The organism is Lacticaseibacillus zhaodongensis, assembly GCF_009687905.1.
Taxonomy (GTDB): domain Bacteria; phylum Bacillota; class Bacilli; order Lactobacillales; family Lactobacillaceae; genus Lacticaseibacillus; species Lacticaseibacillus zhaodongensis.
Window position 1 is genome coordinate 1 of sequence record NZ_BLBG01000027.1, and the last position, 22,397, is coordinate 22,397.

The 22,397-nt window shown below is 53.6% G+C and carries 20 protein-coding genes and 1 rRNA gene; 7 read left to right on the plus strand and 14 right to left on the minus strand.

All coding sequences use genetic code 11. From position 1 onward, the window contains the following. Window positions 1-820 precede the first annotated feature (820 nt). On the plus strand, window positions 821-1,033 hold the full coding sequence (locus tag GN107_RS10730; RefSeq protein ID WP_155287858.1) for a zinc ribbon domain-containing protein: 213 nt from the start codon (window positions 821-823) through the stop codon (window positions 1,031-1,033). 206 nt (window positions 1,034-1,239) lie between these two features. Here the strand turns inward: GN107_RS10730 and GN107_RS10735 are convergent, their stop codons facing one another. Further along, window positions 1,240-2,484, minus strand: a complete 1,245-nt coding sequence (locus GN107_RS10735; RefSeq protein ID WP_155287859.1) for an RNA-guided endonuclease InsQ/TnpB family protein — start codon at window positions 2,482-2,484, stop codon at window positions 1,240-1,242. Between the two features lie 271 nt (window positions 2,485-2,755). Here GN107_RS10735 and GN107_RS11505 point away from each other — a divergent pair, with 271 nt between their 5' ends. Continuing rightward, window positions 2,756-3,034: a transposase gene (locus GN107_RS11505; protein WP_155287860.1), complete on the plus strand. Its 279-nt coding sequence runs from the start codon at window positions 2,756-2,758 to the stop codon at window positions 3,032-3,034. A 47-nt stretch (window positions 3,035-3,081) separates the two neighbouring features. Beyond that, window positions 3,082-4,293: a bifunctional phosphopantothenoylcysteine decarboxylase/phosphopantothenate--cysteine ligase CoaBC gene (coaBC, locus tag GN107_RS10745; protein ID WP_155287861.1), complete on the plus strand. Its 1,212-nt coding sequence runs from the start codon at window positions 3,082-3,084 to the stop codon at window positions 4,291-4,293. A gap of 75 nt (window positions 4,294-4,368) precedes the next feature. On the opposite strand, the gene GN107_RS10750 is transcribed toward coaBC, so the two are convergent. Then, window positions 4,369-5,724 carry a cytosine permease gene (locus tag GN107_RS10750; RefSeq protein WP_155287862.1) on the minus strand — a complete coding sequence of 452 codons (1,356 nt, stop codon included), beginning with the start codon at window positions 5,722-5,724 and terminating at the stop codon, window positions 4,369-4,371. Between the two features lie 187 nt (window positions 5,725-5,911). Here GN107_RS10750 and GN107_RS10755 point away from each other — a divergent pair, with 187 nt between their 5' ends. Next, window positions 5,912-6,541 (plus strand): rhomboid family intramembrane serine protease, encoded by a 630-nt coding sequence (locus GN107_RS10755; protein WP_196246336.1) that lies wholly within the window; start codon window positions 5,912-5,914, stop codon window positions 6,539-6,541. A gap of 198 nt (window positions 6,542-6,739) precedes the next feature. Here the strand turns inward: GN107_RS10755 and GN107_RS10760 are convergent, their stop codons facing one another. Next, window positions 6,740-10,474: an MMPL family transporter gene (locus tag GN107_RS10760; protein ID WP_155287864.1), complete on the minus strand. Its 3,735-nt coding sequence runs from the start codon at window positions 10,472-10,474 to the stop codon at window positions 6,740-6,742. Window positions 10,475-10,893: 419 nt separating this feature from the next. Between GN107_RS10760 and sstT the strand changes: the two genes are divergently transcribed. After that, window positions 10,894-12,138 carry a serine/threonine transporter SstT gene (sstT, locus tag GN107_RS10765; protein ID WP_155287865.1) on the plus strand — a complete coding sequence of 415 codons (1,245 nt, stop codon included), beginning with the start codon at window positions 10,894-10,896 and terminating at the stop codon, window positions 12,136-12,138. Between the two features lie 211 nt (window positions 12,139-12,349). Here the strand turns inward: sstT and deoD are convergent, their stop codons facing one another. The 10 genes from deoD to trxA all read right to left on the minus strand — a co-directional run bounded on the left by deoD (window position 12,350) and on the right by trxA (window position 20,588). Continuing rightward, the gene (gene deoD, locus GN107_RS10770) at window positions 12,350-13,063 is read right to left on the minus strand and encodes a purine-nucleoside phosphorylase (protein WP_155287866.1); all 714 of its coding nucleotides are present in this window, start codon (window positions 13,061-13,063) and stop codon (window positions 12,350-12,352) included. 36 nt (window positions 13,064-13,099) lie between these two features. Continuing rightward, complete coding sequence (locus tag GN107_RS10775; RefSeq protein ID WP_155287867.1) at window positions 13,100-14,305, minus strand: phosphopentomutase; 1,206 nt, start codon at window positions 14,303-14,305, stop codon at window positions 13,100-13,102. A 228-nt stretch (window positions 14,306-14,533) separates the two neighbouring features. Then, window positions 14,534-15,214: a deoxyribose-phosphate aldolase gene (gene deoC / locus GN107_RS10780; RefSeq protein ID WP_155287868.1), complete on the minus strand. Its 681-nt coding sequence runs from the start codon at window positions 15,212-15,214 to the stop codon at window positions 14,534-14,536. Between the two features lie 140 nt (window positions 15,215-15,354). After that, window positions 15,355-15,648 carry a hypothetical protein gene (locus GN107_RS10785; protein WP_155287869.1) on the minus strand — a complete coding sequence of 98 codons (294 nt, stop codon included), beginning with the start codon at window positions 15,646-15,648 and terminating at the stop codon, window positions 15,355-15,357. A 26-nt stretch (window positions 15,649-15,674) separates the two neighbouring features. Beyond that, window positions 15,675-16,172, minus strand: a complete 498-nt coding sequence (locus GN107_RS10790; protein WP_155287870.1) for a DUF805 domain-containing protein — start codon at window positions 16,170-16,172, stop codon at window positions 15,675-15,677. 42 nt (window positions 16,173-16,214) lie between these two features. Continuing rightward, a complete protein-coding gene (locus GN107_RS10795) occupies window positions 16,215-16,985 on the minus strand; it encodes a DUF2705 family protein (protein ID WP_155287871.1) in 771 nt (256 codons plus the stop codon). Further along, window positions 16,969-17,895 (minus strand): ABC transporter ATP-binding protein, encoded by a 927-nt coding sequence (locus GN107_RS10800; protein WP_155287872.1) that lies wholly within the window; start codon window positions 17,893-17,895, stop codon window positions 16,969-16,971. The genes GN107_RS10795 and GN107_RS10800 overlap by 17 nt, the downstream gene beginning before the upstream one ends. A 1,013-nt stretch (window positions 17,896-18,908) precedes the next feature. Then, the gene (locus tag GN107_RS10805; RefSeq protein WP_196246337.1) at window positions 18,909-19,376 is read right to left on the minus strand and encodes a threonine/serine exporter family protein; all 468 of its coding nucleotides are present in this window, start codon (window positions 19,374-19,376) and stop codon (window positions 18,909-18,911) included. 16 nt (window positions 19,377-19,392) lie between these two features. Beyond that, window positions 19,393-20,157 carry a threonine/serine exporter family protein gene (locus GN107_RS10810; protein WP_155287873.1) on the minus strand — a complete coding sequence of 255 codons (765 nt, stop codon included), beginning with the start codon at window positions 20,155-20,157 and terminating at the stop codon, window positions 19,393-19,395. A 104-nt stretch (window positions 20,158-20,261) separates the two neighbouring features. Further along, entirely contained in the window at window positions 20,262-20,588 is a 327-nt protein-coding gene (gene trxA / locus GN107_RS10815) for a thioredoxin (protein ID WP_155287874.1), read from the minus strand. Between the two features lie 144 nt (window positions 20,589-20,732). Between trxA and GN107_RS10820 the strand changes: the two genes are divergently transcribed. After that, the gene (locus GN107_RS10820) at window positions 20,733-21,176 is read left to right on the plus strand and encodes a DUF3290 domain-containing protein (protein WP_155287875.1); all 444 of its coding nucleotides are present in this window, start codon (window positions 20,733-20,735) and stop codon (window positions 21,174-21,176) included. A gap of 9 nt (window positions 21,177-21,185) precedes the next feature. After that, complete coding sequence (locus tag GN107_RS10825) at window positions 21,186-21,821, plus strand: DUF421 domain-containing protein (RefSeq protein ID WP_155287876.1); 636 nt, start codon at window positions 21,186-21,188, stop codon at window positions 21,819-21,821. Window positions 21,822-22,311: 490 nt separating this feature from the next. Here GN107_RS10825 and rrf read toward each other — a convergent pair. Next, window positions 22,312-22,397: ribosomal RNA gene (rrf, locus tag GN107_RS10830) — 5S ribosomal RNA — on the minus strand; the annotation flags it as partial.

The window sequence follows — 22,397 nt, forward strand, 5'->3', positions numbered from 1 at the left end:
AATGACCCCTGTGGAATACATTACAGGGCACAGCGGAAAATAATCTGATAACTGTCCAACTTTTCTATTGCACTCCAAGGATTGCAACTGCTACTTCTTGACCAAAGCGATTAGTGATACGCGGCTGGCGGAGATCACAGCGGGAATTGCGGCCGATCCCGCAGCCGAGTTGCTGCACACGCTGCCGGTATTTGAATAGGATTTTGGTGGTCTGACTTAATTGTCGGGCCACTTTTTGATGCGTGAAGGCCGGGCAGTGGGTGTCTCTTCCTCCCACCCTACGCTTCGCTACGGTGTCCATTTGCTCTAACCGCTAAAGCGATAAGAGCAATGGCTTCACTGTCGGCAGTGACAGACAGGCATGCTGGGGTCGGCTGCAGATTTGACCAAAAACCGCCTCAAATCTTCCGCCTAAACTACGAGCCCGTGTCGCTTCGCTCCTTCACGGTCTCTTCGTTCTCCCCGATAATTGATGGGTGTAGCAAAGCTACTCCCATCAATTATGTTTTCAGCATGGTCACTGCCACCAGCTCCGTTCCGGAAGAGACACCCACCGCCCTCCAAAGTCCGTTGCCAATCGTTCAGATTCCCTTGAGATGATTATCGAATACAAGGTGGTGTTAGACTCGGGACTATCGTTTGTAATCACAAAATAACAATCGGTTCCCACTTCTTGCCACCACATGTCCATTTTGCAAAAAAGGTAAATGCGCTGTCGTTTGTTGCGAGCGGAAGGTATAATCGAGTTAACAAGACGCTAACTTGGGACGACCATTAATTCTTGTGCCGTCGCAAGCCTGATCAGTAAAGGAGAACAATCATGGATAACAAACAATACGTTTGCCCCAAGTGCGGTAATCAAAGCTACACCCAGGACCAGTTTCAGGCCACCGGTGGGACTTTTGCCAAGCTCACCAACATTCAGAACAAACGCTTCATCACGATCAGTTGTGAAAGATGCGGCTACACTGAACTGTACAAGGCCCAGACTAGTTCTGGGATGAACGTCCTCGACTTCCTGATGAACAGCTAGTCAACCACCTCCGGCTAATACCGGGGACTTGTAAGCGCATCGCCTAACGACGACACGACTACAATTTGCTTAGATACAGCGATTGCCCGCAAGCAGGTCTTACGTGCTAATTACCAAAGCCTTTAGAGTCCGCAGGTTGCCAGACGGACTTGGTGCTTTAGCGCCTTAGTTCCGGCGGACGCCGAAGGGCCAGACGGACTGTTTTGTTAATTGAGAGCTAATCCTTTAGCCAAAATGTTTTTCGCGGCATTGTGATCACGAATGTGGAAGGCTCCACACTGCGGGCACGTCCATTCCCGGTCAGTCAACGTGAGCTTCTGGTCACCAGCCATTACGAAACCGCAGTCACTACACGTTTGCGTGGTGTTTCGCGGATTGACAGTTACAAACTGGCAGTCATATAACTCGGCTTTATACGCCAGCATACCTAAGAAAGTTCGCCAGCCAACGTCTGCAATGCTCATTGCCAATGCGTGATTCCGCAACATGTTCTGACTACGCAGCTCCTCTGCGACAACCATATCGTGGTTCTTGATAAGTGCTGTCGAGACGAGATGCAGAAAGTTTTTGCGGCGGTTCGCCACTTTGCACTGAATGTTTGCCACCATTATTCGTTGCTTTTGATAATTGCGAGCTGTTCTGAGTGAACGGTGTTCCTTCTTGGCCCGTAAGCGCCGCCGAGCGAGAATACGCTGTTGTTTTGCCAGCTGGCCTTTGATGACGCGGTAGTAATGGGGATTGGGGATAACGTTACCGTTTGAGTCAGTCAAGAAATTGTCGATGTTCAAATCGATGCCCACCGCCGCTTGAGCGGGTTTAGCGGTATGCACGAATGGCGTATCAGAGCCCAGCATCATGGACAAAAAATACCGTCCAGTGGCGTCACAACGAATTGTGATTGTGCCAACACGGATACTATCCGCATGGCTGAATAAGCGTTTCTGCGAGCCGGAAACACGAATTTTGCCAAGGCCGCTGAGGATAAGGTGCCTTTTGTCGAGAAAACGATTTGATCCATTTGCGAGTCCAACTTCGGTTTTAGTGTAACGAGTTGGTAACTGGTAACTGCCATTGTCACGTTTACGGTGAAAGACCGGCACCCCTGAACGATGTACCTGTCGGAACATTCTCCATGCGTTCTGATATGCCCGGCGAGCTTGGTCAACAACGTCAGTCCTGATGTCAGTGCCAGCTAACCAGGGATGGATAGCAAACAGCATTTGGGTATTGTTCTTGCGGCGTTGTAAGTAGGCGATGCGGTCCTGAACAATAGCGATGGGAACTTTAACCTGATGAAGCGAGTATAGTTCCTTGTCGATTGCAACCATTTCGTTGTAAGCGAAACGACTGGCATTGATGTTGTTGTCGATGATTTGCCTTTGTGCAGAAGACGGAAACAGGCGCATTTTAATACCGAAGTAATAGTTCAAATTTGCCATTTTCTTAGCCATTTGGTTTCACCTCCTTACCCCTACATTATACTTGCCACAGTATAGTGTGGGCAATATAAACCACACTATTTCAATAGCTTTACCAGAGAATTCATGGCAAATGATAATTACATTAATAAGAAGAACTATGCTTGCGGTTTTTCTTATCATCTGGCTTGGCTAACAAAATAACGCTGTGCGGTTTTTACTACATCTAAGTTTGTCCAGATATGCTTGAAATTCTGAGCACACCTACTAACGACAACGAAATTATCATTTAGCAGGCAGAGTGATGCTGGACCATATACACCTACTGCTCAATTTCAAACAGAAGTATGTTACGGTGAACGTGGTCAAGATTCCAAACGATGCGTCAGCACGGACTTGGTTTGTCGCCCACCCGGAAACAAAGCAACTCCTTTGGGGCGGACGCCTATGGTTGCCCAGCTACTACACGGAGACGCTTTGCGATGTGTCAAAAAAAGCGTCGCCAATTACATTCAAAATCAGAGAACGGAAAGGGGAAAGGCGAGACGCCCAAGCAAAAAGGCCAACTAAGATAAGCCAGTAATGGCTTACCTCCTCTGACCAAAGCCAGAGGTTTCTTGCCAAAAAATAATGCAATTATTAAAAGATAAGCACATCGCACTTTATGTTACTGGCAGCATCGCCGCCTACAAAGCCGCCCTGCTCACCCGCCTGTTCATTAAGGCTGGCGCCCAGGTGCAGGTCGTGATGACCAAAGCGGCCGCCGAGTTCGTGACCCCGCTGACTTTCCAGACCCTGAGCACACGCCCAGTTTTGACTGACCTGTTCGCCCCGACCGCAGGCAACCCCATCAAGCATATCCACATCGCTGATTGGACGGATATCGCGGTGGTTGCACCGGCGACCGCCGACATTATCGCAACGATGGTCTCTGGTAGTGCGCACGATGCCGCAAGCAGCACCCTGCTCGCCACCAGTGCCCCCCTGTTCGTCGCGCCAGCGATGAACAGTCACATGTTGCACAACGCGGCAACGCAGCGGAACCTCGAGCAGTTGCATGCAGACGGTGCCCACGTGATTGATGCTGCCCACGGCTTTTTAGCCGAGGGTTACACAGGCAGCGGCCGGTTCGTTGAACCAGAGGCCATCGTTGAGCACATCGAAAGCTACATTCAGGAGCACTCAACGCTGCCCCTGAGCGGTAAACGCGTCCTTATTACCGCTGGCGGTACCCGTGAAGACATCGATCCGGTTCGCTACATCGGCAACAAGTCATCCGGCAAAATGGGCTACGCGCTGGCCCAAGCCGCCTTTGCGCTTGGTGCCAAAGTCACTTTGGTCAGCACCGTGCAGCGGCCGCTACACCAAGACATCAAACTCGTGCCGGTAACTTCAGCCGAGCAGATGCAATTTGCCGTCGACACGGAATTCCCGCGGGCTGACGTTACCATCATGGCCGCCGCCGTCGCTGATTTCCGGCCGCAAACAACTGCCAGCAGCAAAATCAAGAAACAAAGTGCCAGCAACCAATTGCACTTAGACTTAGTGCAGAATCCCGACATTTTGGCCGGTCTGGGTGCAAGCAAACGGCCCGGCCAGTTCTTAATCGGTTTCGCGGCTGAAACCGACGACGTTTTACCCAATGCAATCAAGAAGTTAACCAGCAAAAATGTCGACATGCTCGTCGCTAATGACGTCAGTGGTAACGATGTCGGCTTCAACGCGGACAACAACCGTGTGACCCTTCTGTTCAAGAACGGCCAACCCGAGAAACTGGCCACCGCCAGCAAGGATGACATTGCCCGGGAAATTCTGCAGCGTGTTGCCGGATTAATCAATTAAAGCCGCATAACTTAAAAATAGTCCCACCAGACATTCGCTTTCAGTCTGGTGGGACTATTTAGTTGGTTTTAGAAACTATTTTGCGACAGGGCGGCGGGCTAATAAATAATACAGCAGCGCGGTCCCGGCCATCGCAACAAAGGTGGCACCGACCGTAGTGGCAATGATTGTTACGTGGCGCAAGCCGAAGTACAGCGCGATGCCGACCGCCCACGCACAGATGGCGCGCCAGTTCCAACCACCTGCGTACCAATAATCGCCACCGACCGCCGTAAACTGGGTAACCTCGTAATGCCGCCGGTGAATGAAGTAGTAATCCACCAGAAAAATCGCAATTTCCGGGCCCAAAAACATGCCAATCATGTCCAGAAAGGCGGTGAACGCACTCAAAAAGGTGCTGAACAGTAGTGGCAGGAAGGACACACCCGTTGCGACCAGCGTGACCAGCCACAGTGCCGGGGTCAGCTTCAACTTGTGAAACATATTCGTGACTGCTGACCCCGCCGCCATTAGGTTAACAGCATTAGCGGTCGTACTCGTGATCACGATGACCAGCAGTGCCAGCACGCCCAAACCGAGCTTGGACGCAATCGTCGACGGGTCGGAATCGTTCGGATCAAACTGCCCGCTGGTGATTGCCGTCGCAATCGTGGCGGTCAAGCCGATGAAGGCAAACCAGAACAGACCGAGGTTGGCGCCCAAGAAGGAATGGGTCGTTGCCGCGCGCTTAGTCTTGCTGAAGCGGGAAAAATCCGCCGCGGCCGTTACCCAGGCAAGGTTAAATGCGGCTAGCACGTCAATTGCCGCGCCGGGGGTCATCGCCAGGCGGTGGGCCGGCCGCCACGCTAGAATCGCGTGCAGCGAAACATTTTGGAACACCACAACTGATTCCCAGATTACAAAGAGCATAACGAGCACAATGCCGACCCGTTCGATCATGCGCACGGAGCGTTCCCCAAGTGAGATTGAGGCCAAGTGTAACAGTGACATCACGCCGATGCCCACAATCAGGCCGCGATTACCACCCGGCGTACCGTACGCGGGCCAACCCAGAATGTCCTTCAGAATCACCGAGATGGAAATGGCGGCAATGAAGGTGTTCGCAGCCGCCCAACCGATGAACTGCACCACGTTGATGACCGACGGGATAAAGGACCCGCGCAGGCCAAAAGACGGCCGGGTGAGCGCCATTGCGGGCAGGCCAGTCTTGTAGCCTATATAACTAGCCAGCGCGAGCAAAATGTAGGACAAGATGCCGCAAACAATCAGCGTGGTTGAGGCCGTGGCCATCCCCGCTGCGGCAATCACCCCGCCGATGTACCAAGTGCCGTTGTTGGCGTTCGCACCGATCCAGGTCGCAAACATGTCCCACGAACCACTTGCACGTTCTTCAGTCGTTATTGGATGTACCCGTCCGAATTGTTTAGCCATTACGTAGCCTCCTCGAAATTAATAACATGCGTACTATCGTATCATGCTTCCGCGGCCCACCACCACCGGTTAAGCGCGAATGTTCCACGAGCCATAATTAGGTTTGCACCCGGCAAGCAGATATAATTATAGGTATCAATCAATAATCTGTTGTTGCCCCAAACCCCTTTGCGGAAGGAGGAAACCCGTGGCCAAGCAAGCATCCAGTTTTATCAAAACCACTTACGTCACCATCGTTATCGTCATTAGCAATTGCCTGCTCTTCCTGGCCACATCGGCGGGTTTACTGCCGACGACCACTTTAGCGAGCCTACCCGCCGCCGTTCTGCACGGTCACTGGCTACCACTGCTAACGGCATTTTGGCTACACGCCTCTTGGGAGCACCTCGCCCTCAACATGTTTACCCTACTCATCATCGGTCCAGTCGCGGAACATTTTTACGGCCACCTGCGTTACACCTTAATCTACCTGAGCGCCGGCATCGGTGGTAACCTGCTGGCCTGTTACCTCTTCGCTCTCCTCGCCAGCACGCGCGGTGGCCACTGGGTGGAACTCTACACCGCTACCTATGACCTCGGTTCCTCCATTGCCATTGCCGGCGTCATCGTGGCCAGCGCGGTGGTCCTGTTACCACTAAACTTCCCGCGCCGCCAGTTGTCCCGCTGGTGGAACGTGGCGGCGTTCGTCTATGCGGTCATCGTCCTGCTCCCCATCGGCCCCACGGCAATGCCAGGTTCGACCGTTTTGCACATCGGTGGCGCTTGCGTCGGTTTGCTCTGGTTTATCTACGGTAGCCGGCACTACCGGCGCCGCTAATGGTAGCCAAAAAACACTGCTACCAGGATGTGTTGACTCACCAACATTTACAGAGTTAACTACGAATATCTACGTAGGGCGGTGGGGGTAGCTACCCCCACCGCCCGGCCGCTATCTGCAGCAATTTTGATACTAAACGTAAAAAAACTAGGGTAGCACTCCCATTCAGGAGTGCTGCCCTAGCTCTTTTAGTACGCCTTACTTCTCAGACTTCTTTGCTTCCTTGCTGTGCTTGCCGTTTTCACCACGTTCACCGTACGTCAGGCTGATCAGCCCAGGTAGGATGACCGGAATGATGAATACTAGGATGATCAGACCGATGATAACGGCCAGGGCAACCTGGATCAGGGTCAGCACGCCGGATGGCATCAGCGCCGCGAAGGTCCCGCTCAGGATAACCGCGGCGGACAGAACGACCGCCCCGATAACCCCACTGGCTGCGACAATACGCTTCTTCGGGTCAGGATTTTGAACACCGAATTCACGGTATTTCATCATGAGGAAGATACTGTAGTCAACACCCAGTGCAATCAGCATGACGAAGCTGAAGAATGGAGTGTTCCAAGTCAGCATGTGCTGGCCGAGAACCAAACCACTTACCAAGCGAGTCAAGCTGAGGGAGGCAACGTAGGCCAGGACCAGCGTTGCGATGATGTACAGTGGCTGGAGAATTGAGCGGGTAACGACCATGAGCGCCAGGAGGATCCCGATGATCATGATGGCTGCCGTCCGGACAAAGTCACTGCTTGCAATGTGCTGGGTATCACTGGTCGATGCAGTCTGGCCACCGATAGCGACCTTAGCGTTCTTCAGTGGCGTGCCCTTAAGCGCGTTCTGAACATCGCCTTGCATGTTGTCGACCCGCTTCATTGAAGTTGCGGATGCGGGGTCGGTGCTAAGAACCACCGTCAGCTTGGTCGTCTTGTGATCAGCTGACATGTAGGTCTTGACCGCCGTCTTGTAATCCTTGGTCTTCAAAATTTGCTTTGGTACATAGTAGGACTGGGCAGCGGCAGAATCTTGCAGGCCGCTCAGGTAGGATGATGCACTCGCAACACCCTTGTTGATCTTACCCACACCGTTGCCGGCGGTTGTCAGACCAGACTGCAATGTCTTCATCTGGTCGACAGTGCCTTGCAAAGTGCTGTACATGGTCTTTTGACCATCTGCTTCTTGCTGGAGGCCGGTCGTCAGTTGTGGTGTCTGGGCCGCAACGGTCGTCAGACCAGCAGTGAGCTGTTGACTACCGGAAACGAGCTGACCGCTACCACTAGCAGCCTGCTGCACGCCACTGGTGTATGCGGTAAGGCCGCTGGACAGCTGCTGGAGCTGGCCGTTCAGAGTGGAGTTGCCGATGGTGCTGGCGATGGTAGAAGCGTTGGTGGTGTTGACACCGCTACCGTTGACCTTGGCGTTCAGCTGGTTGGCGATGCCAGCAGCTGAGGCGGATGCCGTCTGAAGTTGAGCCAAACCGTTAGTTAGCTGGTTCATTTGGCCACTCATCCCGCTCAGCTGCTTCATTGCGCCACTAAGATCACTGGTGGAGTTCAGCAGCTGGTCGGCAGAGTTGATCATCTTTTCCATGCCTGCCAGTTCGGTCGTCAGCTTCTTAACTTCAGCCTGAGATGGCAACTGGGCCACCATCTTGTTCAGGGCGCTGGTGTCTGGAGTCTTCATGGTAGAAAGCTGACTCTGAACGCCGGTCAAAATGGTGCCGTTTGGCTGGATGTTGTTCTTCAGGTTAGCGGTTGCGGTGGTAATGATCTCGTTAGCCGCAGTCCGGTCAGCCTGGGACGCGTTTGGATCCTGGGCAATCTTGCTTGCTGACACAATAATCTGCTGTTCAGATGCCGCGGACCGCTGCGTGTTTGCCCCAACTTGCGTGAGCGCCGTCTTTAGCGTCCCTTCAAGCTTCGTCAGGCTCTGTGCCTGGGTCTGCAAAGCACTGATCTGGCTCTCACTAGCTTCCAGGTTTTGGAGCAAGCCCAGCATCTGCTGCATCTGCGGCAACATCTGCTTAGCCTGGGCAACCTGCTGCTTCATGACCGCGGCCTGCTGCGTCAGGCTGCTGAGCTTCTGCTGCTGGGCAGCGAGGGAGTTCAGCGTGCCGGAGTTAGCGGCGAGGGCGGAGTTGATCTGCTGGACACCGGCGTTAATCTGCGTGTTGTAAGCACTCAGACCAGCGATGGCGAGCGGCAGCTGCGCGCTCTGGCTGCTCAGCTGGTTGACGCCAGCGTTAACCTGGCCGGACTTGCTGGACAATGTCTGCAAGCCATTATTCAGCGTACCGACGCCACTGGTCAGCACACTTGAACCCTGCGCCAACTTTTGCGTGCCGGTCGTCAACGCGGAGCTACCGGTCAGCAGTTCGTTGGTGCCGGCAATCATTGTCTGCACACCATTCAAGCCGCTGGCCATGTCGGTGCTAGCCAGCTTGTCGGTCGCCTGGTTCAGGCCCTTGTTGATTTTGGCAAGACCAGCACCGGCCGTGCCCATTCCCGTAGTGACGGTGCCGAGTTGCTTGTTAACGTAGAGCGGCTTGACGGCAGAACCGGCTGGCTCCGTAACGGAGGCAACGGTCTTGACGCCCTTTTCGCTCTGCAGCTTCTTGGTGACCTGATCGATGACTTTCAGGTTCTCTTCATTGTTAAGCTTGTGATTGCTCTGAATGTAAACCGTTGCTGGCTCGGCAGTCCCCTTGGAGAAGTGGTCCTGCACGACGCGGAAGCCGACCTTAGCCGGAACGTGGTCGCCCAGTTCAACGGTACTATCGTAGTTCAGGTGGTTGCTGTAGGTCATGAATGACGGAATCGCCAGCAAGATGATGATGCCGAGCGCGATGAATGGCTGCGCAACGGAATTCTTGGCCAGGAAGTTCCACATGCGGCTCCGGGACCCACCATTGAAGTTCTTGGTTGGCCAGAAGATCCGCTTGCCCAGAACGGACATGAAGAATGGGTTCAGTGTGAGCAGTACCAAAAGTAGCACTGCGACCCCGACCGCAACCCCAACGGCGGACTGGTAAATGGAGAACTTAGCCAAACCGAGAACGGAGAACCCGATCAGCACGGACAGGCCACTGTACAAAATGGTCCGGCCGGCGATCTTCCGCGCCTTGTTCGTGGCCTCAATAGCGCCTAACCCAGAACTGAGTTCCTCTTTAAATTGATCATAAAGCAGGATGTTGTAGTCAGTCCCAATCCCAAACAGGACCACGACCAAGAACACTTCGGTGAAGGATGACAGCGGGAAGCCGGCATGCTTGACCAGATTCATGATGACACTCATCGAGGTGACAACCGCCACACCCACGGTCAGCAGTGATACCACGGGCACAACTGGGGAGCGGAACACTAGGATCAGCACGATGAAGATAAAGATGGCCGCGATGAGCTCGGTCTTTTGAATCCCCTTTTCAGTTGATTCAACAAAATCCTCGTTCAGGATCTCACCACTCGTCACGTAGGTCTTAACGCCATGCGTCTTGGCCCCCGCGGTGAGCTGCTTGGTCATCGTTTTGACCTGTTCGGACTTGGAGACCTGCAGCTGCATGAGCTCCGTGGTCTTGTCCTTTGAAATTAACTGCGCCTTGGTTGCGGCGTTGTCGTTGGGCGCCATGACGTCCTTGACGTGGTAGCGGTCTTCGTGGTGTTTAAAGCGACTGACCGTGTCGTCAATCGCGTGTTTCTGACTTGAGGTCAGTTTCTTGTCACCATTACTGAAAACGATTACAGCCTGGCGGGTATTCCCCTGACCGCGGCCCCAATCCTTTTGAATAACGTCGGCAACTTGACTCTGGGCGTTGCTGGGAATCTTAGTTTGCCCGTAATCACGAACAAGCTGACTGACATTCGGCATCAAGACGAACGACAGTACCAGTACGACAACCCATGCAATCAGGCCCCAGCCATGATGTTTATTGAAGTTTTGCATGTCTGCTCCATTTCCTCCATGTTAATCTGAATACTTTTAATTAATGACGCGTATGAATCGCTAGGTGGACCCTCGCCGCAGCGAGTAATCTGGTCCACCATAAAATTATCAACGTTATCTATTCTATAGCAGGCGCCTTTTTCAGTAAATTGAATTTATGCAATCGGCGACACTTCAACAAAATTGGCGCAAAAGTCGTGCGGGTGGTTGTTCCTGCCGACTAATTTGCATGAAATAACGCCGTCTCGTTTTTAAGCTGAGATTGGTCTAATAATATAATGCAATTTTGCCGATTTTCAATAACAATTACCAGCTTTCACGGCGAATTATACTGGAGTTTGCCGCCCGTTTCCCGTACAATTAAAGGAATCTAATTTTCAAGCATTACATCACATTTTGAGCAAAAGGAGGAACGAACAATGTACGCACGCATGCGCAGTATCAGTTTAATCGGCAGAATCATCATGGGCCTGATCGTCGGCACCATTCTTGGGGTACTTGTTCCCTCCTGGAGCTTCATAGGCATCTTCGGCCAGCTCTTCGTCGGCGCACTGAAGGGCATTGCGCCCCTACTGGTCTTCTTTTTAATTATGAACGCCATTTCTAAATATGAGGGCGGCAGTGACACCCATTTCGGGTCGGTAATCCTGCTCTACATTAGTGGGACCTTCCTCTCCGCGGTTGCAGCGGTTTGCGCAAGTTTCATCTTCCGCATCCACCTTGTCTTTCCGCAGGCGGTCAAGGTTAGCAATAGTGCCCCTAAAGACCTCGGTAGCGTTTTGAACGACCTGCTAGTCAACGCCGTCAGCAACCCCCTGCAAGCAATCACGCAGGGGAACTACCTCTCAATCCTCTTCTGGGCGCTGGTACTCGGGTTCGCCCTGCGCCACGCCCACGCCGGCACGAAGCAGGTGCTGACCGACTTCACGAACGCAATCGGCAAGGCGGCGGCCTTCGTCATCGAGTTCGCCCCGCTGGGAATCGTCGGCCTGCTTTTTGACACCATCAGCAAAACTGGTTTCGCCGGCGTGGCGCGCTACGGGCAGCTGGTCCTTTTGCTCGTCGGCACCATGGCCTTCGTTTACCTGGTGGTCTACGCGGCGATGGTTGCGCTGATGACGCACCAGAACCCCTTCCCACTGGTCTTGTGGACGCTAAAGGAGTCCGGCATCCCCGCCTTCTTCACCCGCAGCGGCGCCGTAAACATCCCGATTAACTTGGGCGCGTGCAAAAAGCTCGGTTTAAATGAAAAATCCTACGCCGTCTCCATTCCCCTTGGCGGTTCCGCCAACTCTGGGGGCGCGGCAATAACCATCTCCATCATGACCCTTGCCACCTGCTTCACGCTGGGCATTCACGTGTCCTTCCCGCTGGCACTGCTGCTGTGCTTCCTGACTGCACTCGCGTCGACCGGTGTGTCCGGCATTGCGGGTGGCTCGCTGCTTATCATCCCCATGGCTGCCAGCCTCTTCGGCATCAGCAATGACATCGCCATGCAGGTCGTCGGGATTGGCTTCATCATCGGCGTGATTCAAGATTCCGTCGAGACCGCGGTCAACTCGGCGTCCGACCTGCTGTTCACGGCCACCGGCGAGTACCACGACCTGATGAAGGCCGGCACGCCGGTCGATATCGCGGCAGCGGTACGGAAAGCAAAAGCCTAGTCAGTCACGACAAACACCTGTTACCAACTAAGCTCAACGCCGCGAATCGAGTAGCTGCTTAACTAATTACAAAATCAATTGTAGCGGCGGTCCCGCGCAAGCAACATGACCGCGGTCAAGTTAACCTAATTTATTGAAATCCACATACGCAAAGAACGCCACCAGCCAAAATTGACTGGTGGCGCTCTTTATTTGCATTAATTTTGTTGAACTACTCCGTCACCCGTGCCGCCGTATCAAACGCCAGCTTGATCATTTCGTCCAGCGTTGTCTGCCGGTCGGCCGCGGACAGATGCTCATCCCGCTGCAAGTGGTCAGACACCGTCATGATGGCTAATGCACGCCGGTGGAATTTTGCCGCGAGTAAATACAAGCCGGGTGTTTCCATCTCCGTAGCCTTCACGCCGTAATCAACCAACTTCTGGCGGTCCATCTCATCGTTGTAGAAGCGGTCCTCCCCCAGCACATTACCGACCACGGTGTGCAAACCGGCGTGCTCTGCCAGGTCTGCGGCCGTCCGCAGCAGCTTGTAATCCGCCGTGGGGGCAAAATACATGCCCGGACCAAAGGTGTTGGCAATAATGGACGAGTCCGTGCTGGCTGCCTGGGCGAGCACGATGTCGCGCAACTGCACGTCGTTATCCATGCCGCCGCAAGTCCCGGTCCGAATCAGATTTTGCACGCCGTAATCCCGCATCAGTTCGGTGGCGTAAATGGCAATGGACGGAATCCCCATCCCCGTTGCCTGCACGGACAAGCGCTTGCCGTCGTACGTACCGGTGTAGCCGAATGCATCGCGTACACTATTGTACTGTGTCACGTCGGTCAAGAAGTGCTCCGCCATGTACTTGGCCCGCAACGGGTCGCCCGGCAACAGCACCGTCTGCGCGATGGAACCGGCCGGGGCGTCAATATGAATGCTCATCGTCTCTCCTCCTTAGCTTCTCGTTGCGTTCGCCAACTACACCAACTGATCCAAGAATGAACTGCCGTACTTGCCGGAAATCACGCCGAAGTTTTCACAAATGGTGGCACCCAGGTCGCTGAATGGTTTCCGGATCCCCAAGTTGACGTCGCCGCTCATTGACGGGCTGTAAGCCAATAGTGGGACGAATTCCCGCGTGTGGTCGGTACCCTTAAAGGTTGGGTCGTTGCCGTGGTCAGAAGTGATCAGCAACAGGTCGTCTGGCCGCAACTCAGGTAACAATTCTCCTAGCTGCTCGTCAAACTCGCTGAGCGCCTGGGCATAACCCTCAGCGTTCCGGCGGTGGCCGTACATTGCGTCAAAATCAACGAGGTTCGTGAAGATAAAACCCGTTCGGTCCGACTTAACGGCGGCGATGGTTTGCTCCATGCCGTCGTGGTTACTGACGGTGTGCACGCCGTCGTCCAGGCCCTGACCGGAGAAGATGTCGTTGATTTTGCCAATCCCGTACGTCGGCACCCCGGCGCGCTGCAGGCGGTCGAGATCGGTCGGCGCGTTCGGCAATAATGTGTAGTCGTGCCGGTCGCTCGTGCGGGTGAAGTGGTCCTTATCAATGTAGGTGTAGGGCCGCTGAATCACCCGCCCGATGTGGTACGGCGCGGAGATGGTGATGCTGCGGGCGTACGCACAGATCCGGCGCAACTCCTCCAGTGGAATCACGTCCACGTTGGCGGCAATCTGCAGCACCGAATCGCCAGACGTGTACACAATCAGGTCGCCAGTCTTGAGCTGCTCATCCCCGTAGTCGTGGATGACCTGCGTGCCGGAGTAGGGCTTGTTGACGATACACTTGCGGCCGGAAAAGGCGGTGATTTGGTCAAGCAGCTCCTGCGGGAAGCCATTCGGGAAGAAGCCGAGTGGTTCCATTACCGGCAGGCCCATCATTTCCCAGTGGCCGTCCATGGAATCCTTCCCGGCGGAAATCTCCTGCATTTTGCCATATGCTCCGAGCGGCTTAGCGACAGGCTTCAGCCCGGACATCGGACTGTCGGCGCGAATGTTGCCCAGACCAAGTTTGAGCAGATTAGGTAGCTGCCAGTCCGGACCCTTGAAGTCACTGATGTGGCCGTAGGTGTCGGCGCCAACGTCGTCATACTTGGCAGCGTCGGGTGCGGCCCCAATTCCGGCTGAATCGGTGACGATGGCGAAAATCCGTGCAAAATGTGGATTGTTTTTTGTCATGATGTACTCCTTTATTGACAGCAGTGGTGGTAGTTGCATTTAGAAACTGGTTAACGTGCGGTGTCGAGTCGAGCTACTCCCCGTACCAGCTTGCGGTTAACCGCATCACTTCGCTTTGTTTATAGTCGAGCTACGTGAGGCAGCAGCTTGCGCTTAACACACTCCTGGATAAATGCCTAAGACCCGGCATTTGTCCAGGAGTACGTTAATGCTCAGCTGCTAACCGCCTCACTTCGCTTTGTGAAGCTTAAAGCCGCTCTCTTCCATAATTTTAACGCCCGCACTGACTCCCAACCGGTCGGCTCCAGCTGCAATCAATTCTTCGGCATCGCGGTAGCTGTGGATCCCACCCGCGGCCTTGACCTGCAGGCGGTTGCCGACCGTCTTCTTCATGAGCGCAACATCGTGGACGGTCGCACCACCCTTGGCAAAGCCGGTGCTCGTCTTCACGAAGTCCGCCTCACCAGCCTCGCTGAGCTGGCAGGCCGTCACTTTCTCCTCGTCCGTCAGTAGTGCCGCCTCAATGATCACCTTCAGCAAGGCCCCCTGCGCGTGGACGGCCGCCGCAACCGCGGCAATATCCCGTTGGACGACTGGGTAATCACCCGAGCGCAGCGCACCGATATTAATCACCATGTCCAGCTCAACAGCGCCATCTGCCAGCGCCGCGTTTGCTTCAGCAACCTTGGCCGCCGTGGTCGTCGCCCCCAGCGGGAAGCCGATCACGGTGCAGACGTTCACATCACTATTGCGCAGCTCTTCCGCAGCGAGGCTGACCCAATACGGGTTAACACAGACAGATGCAAAATCGTACTGCTGCGCCTCAACTAACAACTTAATGATGTCCATGCGGGTTGCATCGGGCTGCAACTGGGTGTGATCGATGTACTTTGCTAGGCTTTTGCTCATAATTATTTCTCCTTTAAAGGTATTTGTGACAATCGTTCTAAGTCCCATCGTATCACGTTGGTAGCGCTACCGCCACCCACGAACGAACATGAAAAAGAGCCGGTGCAATTGCAACGCACCGACTCTTTTCATAAATTTGCTTAATATGAAATTGTAAACAACTGCTCCGTCTCGCCGCGGTCGTTATCACCAACGCGGATGTTCAGTCGCGGCCAGCCGCCGCGCTGCAATTCCCGCACGGCAGCACCAACCTCTTGCTGAATCTGCATCATGTTACCGTTGTCCGCATGGTAATGCAGGCGCACGTAAAAGTCGCTGCGGGCAATTTCGATTTCGCAATCCGGTTCATCCCGCCACAAAATCAGGCCCAGTATTTGCAGGGCACGTGGCGACAGCTGGGGAATGGCAGCCACCTGTTCATCTGTTAAGCGCATCGTATCACCTCAAGTTCAGGATAACACTAGCGCGGCCAGCCGCCACGCATTTTGCTGTTGAACGGGACCGTTTTTTGCGCCGCAATCACCAAGTGCACGATGGTCAGAATTCCAGCCACGATGACCAGAAAATCGCCAATGGGACCAAGACCCCAATGATCGGCATCCTGCAGTACGGATGGCAGTAGCATCGTCAAGATGAGCCAGTAAGGGCTGATACCGGCATCCCGGTAACGGCGCACCGCTAAACTAACGCTCGGAATCACGACCGCGAACGCGACGAGGATCATGACGAGGAACAGGCCCATCAAGAAGTAGAAGATTGGCCCCGCGACACCCGTCCCCGCCTGGATGGCCCGCGCACTAAACAACAGTAACGCCAGTACCACCAAGACAATCATGTACAAGGCGTCCCAGAGCGCCATGTACCAGAACTCCCGCCGGCCACTCCGCCCGCGAAAATTGAAGTAGTTCTTGAAAAACAAGCCAAACGCGCTCAGAAACGTAACCTTTTGCCCCATCATAACCCGTTCTCCTCCGGTATTATGGTTCCCTTGCAGCAGTGACTAGACAGAACGCTTACGGAACAGTGCGTACGCGAGGAATGAGAAGACCACGGTGTACGCGATGGAACCCCAGAACATAATTGGTGTGCTTAAGTGGGTCACGCTAGACATTGTCGGGTTCAAAATCTGGTTGCCGAGCAACATCATGGTGAATGGGTTCCACTTGACCCATTCCCAGTGGGAGATCAGCAGCATCAGTAAGCTGGAAGCCATGGACATCACGAAGTAGCCAATGTAACCGCTGGTAATCGCGGCGGCGTTAGACTTGAACAAGGTCGACAGCAGCAGCACCACGCTCAAAAGCAGCAACAAGCTGATAAAGTCGGCAACATTGCTGATTGCCAGTGCGCTCAGCACCGTGCGTCCATGCCCCGCGCTGGCACCCAGGTCGATGCTCGGGAAGAGTGCGAACTTGAGCAGCAGTGCCATCACAAACTGCAATACATACAGAACCAATGCGTGCAAAATCACCACAATGATTTTGCTGATGAACACTTGACTCCGGTAGTACTTCCGGTACAGCAACTGGCGAACCGTCCCGTACTGGAACTCCATGGCGATGATGCTAGCAGTTGCCGCAATCATTACAAAGACGGCGATGGATGAACCCGCAAAGCCGGTGCCGAATGCGGCGTCGGCAGACATGAAACCAGGGTAAACCTTAGATAGAATCGCCAGGGCAATCTGGAAACAGAAAATGCAGGCGAGGCCGATGTAGGTCCCGTTCTTGTGCAGCAGCTTGTATAATTCCTGTTTAATTAGCGTTATCATCTTGCTTTGCCCCCCTTGCTTCACTGTTGATCAGGTCGAGGAAGGAACTCTCGAGATCGTGGTCAACCTGCTGAACGGCCCGAATGTGGATGTCATCCGCAATCAGCGCCCGCAACGCGTCATCGAGGTTGTTCTCACTGTTTTGCTGAATCCGCAGGCCGTGGTCCAGTTCCGCAATCAGCCCCGCCGCAGCGAGCACGTGCTGGCCCTCAACATCGTTGTCGGTGTGAATCACAAAGACACTAACGGCGCTGTGGGTCAGGTCGTGCATGGTCTTGTGTTCGGCAATCTTCCCTTGGTTGAGAATCAGGACGTCATCCGCCAGCTTCTCGAGTTCGCTCAAAATATGACTGGAAATCAGGAAAGTCGTACCTTGCGCGGCCAAGTTAGTAATAACATCCCGCAGGCCCTTAACCGCCTGCGGATCGAGCCCATTCATTGGTTCGTCCAGGATCACCAGTTCCGGATTGTTCAGGAGTGCCTGCGCGATGCCCAGCTTTTGCTTCATCCCCAAGGAGTAACCCTTAGCCTTGGCGTTGATGTAGCTACCCATTTGCAGGGCGGCAACGACCTTGTCGATATCCTTTTCCTTATCAGCACCCGTGGCAAAAAGCTCCAGGTGCTGCTTCCCGGTCAGGAAGGGGTAAATCCCGGGATACTCAATGAGCGCCCCGACTTTAGCGAGTTCTTGGTGGCTGGTGATGGACACGTCAATACCGTCCACCTTCAGTTCTCCACCATCGCTGGGAATCAAGCCCAAAATCAGCTTCATAATGGTACTCTTGCCGGCCCCGTTTGGCCCCACTAAGGCCACAATGTGTCCGCGCTGAACGGTGAAGCTGACGTCGTTGAGCACGTGTTTTGCGCCGAAGGACTTATGTAAGTTCTTCACGGTTAACATTTCGTTCATTTTGTTCCTCCTCTTCTGCTGCACGCCCGACTAATCTAGCTACCGCCAACTGGTGGGGGTGTCGAGCCCAAGCAAGATGATTAAAATAATTGCTGCCACTGTTACCAGAAAGCCCATGGTCGCACCCCCTAAACTTTTTGACGCGTGGTATTAAAAAACGCCACGGGCCGGCGCACCGCCGGCCGCAGCTTGCAAGCCAAGTCTGACGTTCAAGCACAATCTTAATTTAGCAAGTGCTAGCGGGTTTGTAATCAGGCTTTAGTCCTATCAGGAGAAATAATTATTGTGTGATAACTAAAAATGTTGGATAAAATAACGGGTGCTGTGGAATTTGCTGTTTGGTTGAGCGGGGGGAAATGTTTCATCTTACGGTGTCGAGTCGAGCTGCGTCACCCTGCTCCTTCCGCTCAAAATGACTTAGGCCTTGACGAGAAGAGCACTCGTCAAAACCTAAGTCACCTTGATGCTCAGGAGCAACCCGGGTGACTCCGCTCTGTTATATGGTCGAGCTGCGCGGGGCAGACGTTCCAGCTTACGGTGTCGAGTCGAGCTACGTGAGGCTGAAGCTTGCGGCTAGCTGACTTTGGAGCTAATGCCTAAGACCCGGCATTAGCTCCAAAGTCCTCTAGTCCTCAGCTTCAAACCGCCTCACTTCGCTCTGTTGCATAGTCGAGCTGCGCGGGGCAGAAGCCTGCGCTTTGCACACTCCGGAAGTAATGCCAAAGCCCGGCATTTCTCCCGGAGTACGCAAATGCTCAGCTTCTAAGCGCCCCGCTCCGCTCTGTATACAACAAAATAGGCCCACCCAACAGTAAACTGTTGGATAGACCTACTCTGCGCACAGTTACCGAAGTAAGAGGGCCCATGAACTCCACAATCCAGAGGGACCACCAGAACCCGCATATCCGGCGGGTAATGCGCACTGGCTGCATAAGTTGTACGGCGCATGGCCGTACTACTCGACTCATCGCATAACATCATTATAGCGCAGCCCAACCCACTAAGCAAACCGCCTACTTTTTGGCAAGCTTCCGCCAGCTACCCCAGCGTGGCCGCGTTAAGTCGGCAACCAGTTGGGCGAACATGAACCCGACGGCGATGGAGCCCGCCACCATGGCCACCTTCACGGATAACTCGATGCCCAACGTCTGGTGATTTTGTGCAAAAGCCCGGACAGCCTCATACGCGGTCCCACCTGGAACCAGTGGCACCAGGCCAGGGATATTGAAGGTGATGACAGGCATCTTCTTCCAGCGGGCAAACAGCAGCCCGAATAAGCCAATGAGGAAGGCCCCGGCAAGATTCGCGATCATCACGGACAGATGTAATTGCATCAGTGCCCAGTAGGTCAGCCAGCCGATCATCCCGGAGAGTCCGGCGCAGTTCAGCCCCCGCCGCGGTACGTTGATGCAGACGGCAAAGGCTACGGTGCTCAGGTAACTAAAGGATGCCTGAATTAGTAATTGTAAGTAGATGTTCACGCGGCCAGACCTCCCGTCACAGTGAAATGATAATCGCGATGCCAAAACCAATGGCGCACGCGGTGAGTACAGCTTCCATGCCCCGCGCCATGCCCGTCAGCAGGTGCCCCGACATCAGGTCCCGAATTGAGTTGGTGATTGCCACGCCGGGTACCAGTGGCATCACCCCACCAATCAAAATGTTATCGAGATTATGGCCCAGACCCATGCGCACACCAATCAATGCGCATAGAGCCAACGCCAGCCCACCCGTCAGCTCGCTGATGAACTTAATTTTGGTCAGCCGCCGAATGTAAGTCGCCACGACAAAGCCCACCGCCCCGGTCAAACCGGCCAGCGGAATGTCGAAGAAATCATACTGCTGCGTGAAGACCACCATTAGCAGCGCCGACACGATGCCCGCACAGATGATCTGCAACCACATGGGGAAGTAAGGCACGTGCCCATCCAAGTGGATCAGCGCGCGGTGAAACTGGCTGAGGTTGATCTCCTTAGCCGCGAATTGCCGCGACAGGGTGTTCACCCGGGCAATTTTTTCCAAATCAATATCCCGCGTCTGAATCGCCCGCAGCTGCAGGAAGGGCTGATTTTGAATGCTCGCAAAAATCCCGGTAGGCGTGGTAAAGAGCGCGGCGTCCTTGACCCCCGCGTTACTGATGATGCGACTCATCGTGTCTTCAACCCGCGACATTTCACTGCCGCCCTCAATCAGGATTCGCCCCGCTAATAAGCAGGTATCCAGTAACTCGTTGCGATCAGTCCGCACTTCTTGCACCCCCATTTGTCACTCCATCAATATTAACGTTCGCACTGCGAGAACACCACAGCAATACCCGCAAAATTGCAATTAAAAAATCCAGCGCAGCATTGGCTGCAACTGGATTACTATTTACTCTGGTTGCGCGCAAGCACACCGGTTAAGTAACGTTTCAATTTGTCCTTGGGATAAGCTCCGTGCACCTTCTCCACAGCTTTACCATTCTGGAAAATCACCATGGTCGGGATGGACTGCACGCCGTACTTTTCAGCAATACTCTTATCGTCATCGACGTTCTGCTTAATGACAGTTAACCCGGGAAGCTCGCCTTCCAGTTCCTCAAGCATGGGACTGAGAATCCGGCAGGGACCACACCAAGGCGCCCACAGGTCAAGCACCACAGTCCCGGTGGCGGTCAATTCAGCTAAATTTTCCGCTGTTGCCGTTTGTGGCATCGTAATCACTCCTTCGTTCTTACTGAATGTACTACTTATTATAGCAAAGTAATGACTGCCCCGCCCGCCGAACTAGCACCATCACAACTGCGATTTGCGGAGTGCTGATATAATAAGGGCAAAATCAGGATAAGGAGCAGCGGTATGAATTTCTACAACCTGCACTACGTTGAAAATCAGGCCAACTTGACCAATTACCTTAAATACGCCGTCATGGCTTTAGCATTACTAGTAATGCTGCTGGGCTTGAGCTTGTATTGGCGTCACCGCATGCAAACCAAGTATCGAGACCTCGCATTAATCATGCTACTAGTTTTGGTATTCGTTGGCGGCGTGCAATACAGTGATTACCAACAAGCCAATAACCAGCGGAACCAGACGTCCCAGATGGCCGGGTTCCTCGCTAGCGTTGCAGACGACCAAGATGTCGACAAGAATCAGGTGTATGCCAACACGACCCAGCTAAGTGACGGGATCGTGCTCCGGATTCGCAACCGTTATTACAGAGTTGATTTGAGCACGGATGCATCATCTTACGTCTTGCACCATGTCCACCTAGTCGACCACCACGTTCAGTTACACAAGTAGGAGAACATCATGCAAATGTACATTGAAGTCATTGAAAAACTGGCGCTCGGAATCATTTGCCTCGTAGCGCAGATCAACATTCTTGGCAAAACCAACATTGCGCCCAGTTCGGCACTTGATTCCGTCCAGAACTTTGTCCTTGGTGGCATCATCGGTGGAGTCATCTACAACGAGGCGGTCACCGTGTTGCAATTTATCCTAGTGCTGGTGGTCTGGACGCTATTAGTGCTCGTCACCAAATTCCTGAAGGAGCACACCAAACTCGGCAAGCGAATTATTGACGGCAATCCCATCACCGTTGTTCGCAATGGCCAAGTTGATGTAGCAGCGTGCCTTCGTGCTGGTTTATCCGCGGATACGTTAATGTTCAAGCTGCGCGCAGCCGGCATCACAGAACTGGCCCGCGTTAAACGAGCCATCCTGGAACAAAATGGGCAACTCACCGTAATTGAAAACGGTGCGGAAACAATGCACTACCCGATTATTGCGGATGGTAAGGCTAATCCTGATGTCCTTGAGATCATCGGGCAGGATGAGAACTGGTTGTTAACAGAGGTGCAGCGAAAAGGTTACAGCGGCTTCGGTGACATCTACTTAGGCGAATACGTTGATGGCAAGATCCTGCTGACAGCATACAACCGTTAGGAAGCACAATTAATCTGAGACCATCCGCAAACGGCCACCAGCTAACTAGACTGAATCTAGTTGGTGGGTGGCTACTTCTTTTGGTACTAGTAGTTGTACGTACTGCAACTTATCAACGTCTGCAGACATAGGTATGTGGAGCTAAACCAAGCCACGGTTCTGTTTCTCAGTGACATGCTACTTCATTCATGAGTGATAGCTTATAAGCTTGACGTGGGGGTATCACCATTGATCAGATTACTTTTCGCTGTATGTGTAACCATAGATTGGCCTGCATCACGCCCAACTTGATAAGTAACATCGGAGGACGGCTGAACCTCCCTAACGTCTGGGAATCACTGTGCTTACTAAGCTCTTACGACACCGGAGCAAAATGGCTGCGGAGAAGGAAAGCTGCGCAGGCACCCGCCATCCACACCACACCGTTCCACTTCCACCTTAAATCAAGGTAAACAAAAAGCCCCAAGCATATGCTTGAGACTTACTAGGAGCGTGGCAGCTTCTTACCCTCGCAGGCAGTTTCCCACCAACTACTATCAGCGTAGAGAAGCTTAACTTCTGTGTTCGGCATGGGAA

What these genes read in the sequence shown, in the direction of transcription:
- GN107_RS10760 (WP_155287864.1), bottom strand. Translation starts at nt 10,474, where the DNA reads ATGCAAAACTTCAATAAACATCATGGCTGGGGCCTGATTGCATGGGTT.
- sstT (WP_155287865.1), top strand. Translation starts at nt 10,894, where the DNA reads ATGTACGCACGCATGCGCAGTATCAGTTTAATCGGCAGAATCATCATG.
- GN107_RS10810 (WP_155287873.1), bottom strand. Translation starts at nt 20,157, where the DNA reads ATGGGGGTGCAAGAAGTGCGGACTGATCGCAACGAGTTACTGGATACC.
- GN107_RS10775 (WP_155287867.1), bottom strand. Translation starts at nt 14,305, where the DNA reads ATGACAAAAAACAATCCACATTTTGCACGGATTTTCGCCATCGTCACC.
- GN107_RS10795 (WP_155287871.1), bottom strand. Translation starts at nt 16,985, where the DNA reads ATGATAACGCTAATTAAACAGGAATTATACAAGCTGCTGCACAAGAAC.
- GN107_RS10800 (WP_155287872.1), bottom strand. Translation starts at nt 17,895, where the DNA reads ATGAACGAAATGTTAACCGTGAAGAACTTACATAAGTCCTTCGGCGCA.
- coaBC (WP_155287861.1), top strand. Translation starts at nt 3,082, where the DNA reads ATGCAATTATTAAAAGATAAGCACATCGCACTTTATGTTACTGGCAGC.
- GN107_RS11505 (WP_155287860.1), top strand. Translation starts at nt 2,756, where the DNA reads ATGCTGGACCATATACACCTACTGCTCAATTTCAAACAGAAGTATGTT.
- GN107_RS10820 (WP_155287875.1), top strand. Translation starts at nt 20,733, where the DNA reads ATGAATTTCTACAACCTGCACTACGTTGAAAATCAGGCCAACTTGACC.
- GN107_RS10785 (WP_155287869.1), bottom strand. Translation starts at nt 15,648, where the DNA reads ATGCGCTTAACAGATGAACAGGTGGCTGCCATTCCCCAGCTGTCGCCA.
- GN107_RS10730 (WP_155287858.1), top strand. Translation starts at nt 821, where the DNA reads ATGGATAACAAACAATACGTTTGCCCCAAGTGCGGTAATCAAAGCTAC.
- GN107_RS10825 (WP_155287876.1), top strand. Translation starts at nt 21,186, where the DNA reads ATGCAAATGTACATTGAAGTCATTGAAAAACTGGCGCTCGGAATCATT.
- GN107_RS10790 (WP_155287870.1), bottom strand. Translation starts at nt 16,172, where the DNA reads ATGATGGGGCAAAAGGTTACGTTTCTGAGCGCGTTTGGCTTGTTTTTC.
- deoC (WP_155287868.1), bottom strand. Translation starts at nt 15,214, where the DNA reads ATGAGCAAAAGCCTAGCAAAGTACATCGATCACACCCAGTTGCAGCCC.
- GN107_RS10735 (WP_155287859.1), bottom strand. Translation starts at nt 2,484, where the DNA reads ATGGCTAAGAAAATGGCAAATTTGAACTATTACTTCGGTATTAAAATG.
- GN107_RS10750 (WP_155287862.1), bottom strand. Translation starts at nt 5,724, where the DNA reads ATGGCTAAACAATTCGGACGGGTACATCCAATAACGACTGAAGAACGT.
- trxA (WP_155287874.1), bottom strand. Translation starts at nt 20,588, where the DNA reads ATGCCACAAACGGCAACAGCGGAAAATTTAGCTGAATTGACCGCCACC.
- deoD (WP_155287866.1), bottom strand. Translation starts at nt 13,063, where the DNA reads ATGAGCATTCATATTGACGCCCCGGCCGGTTCCATCGCGCAGACGGTG.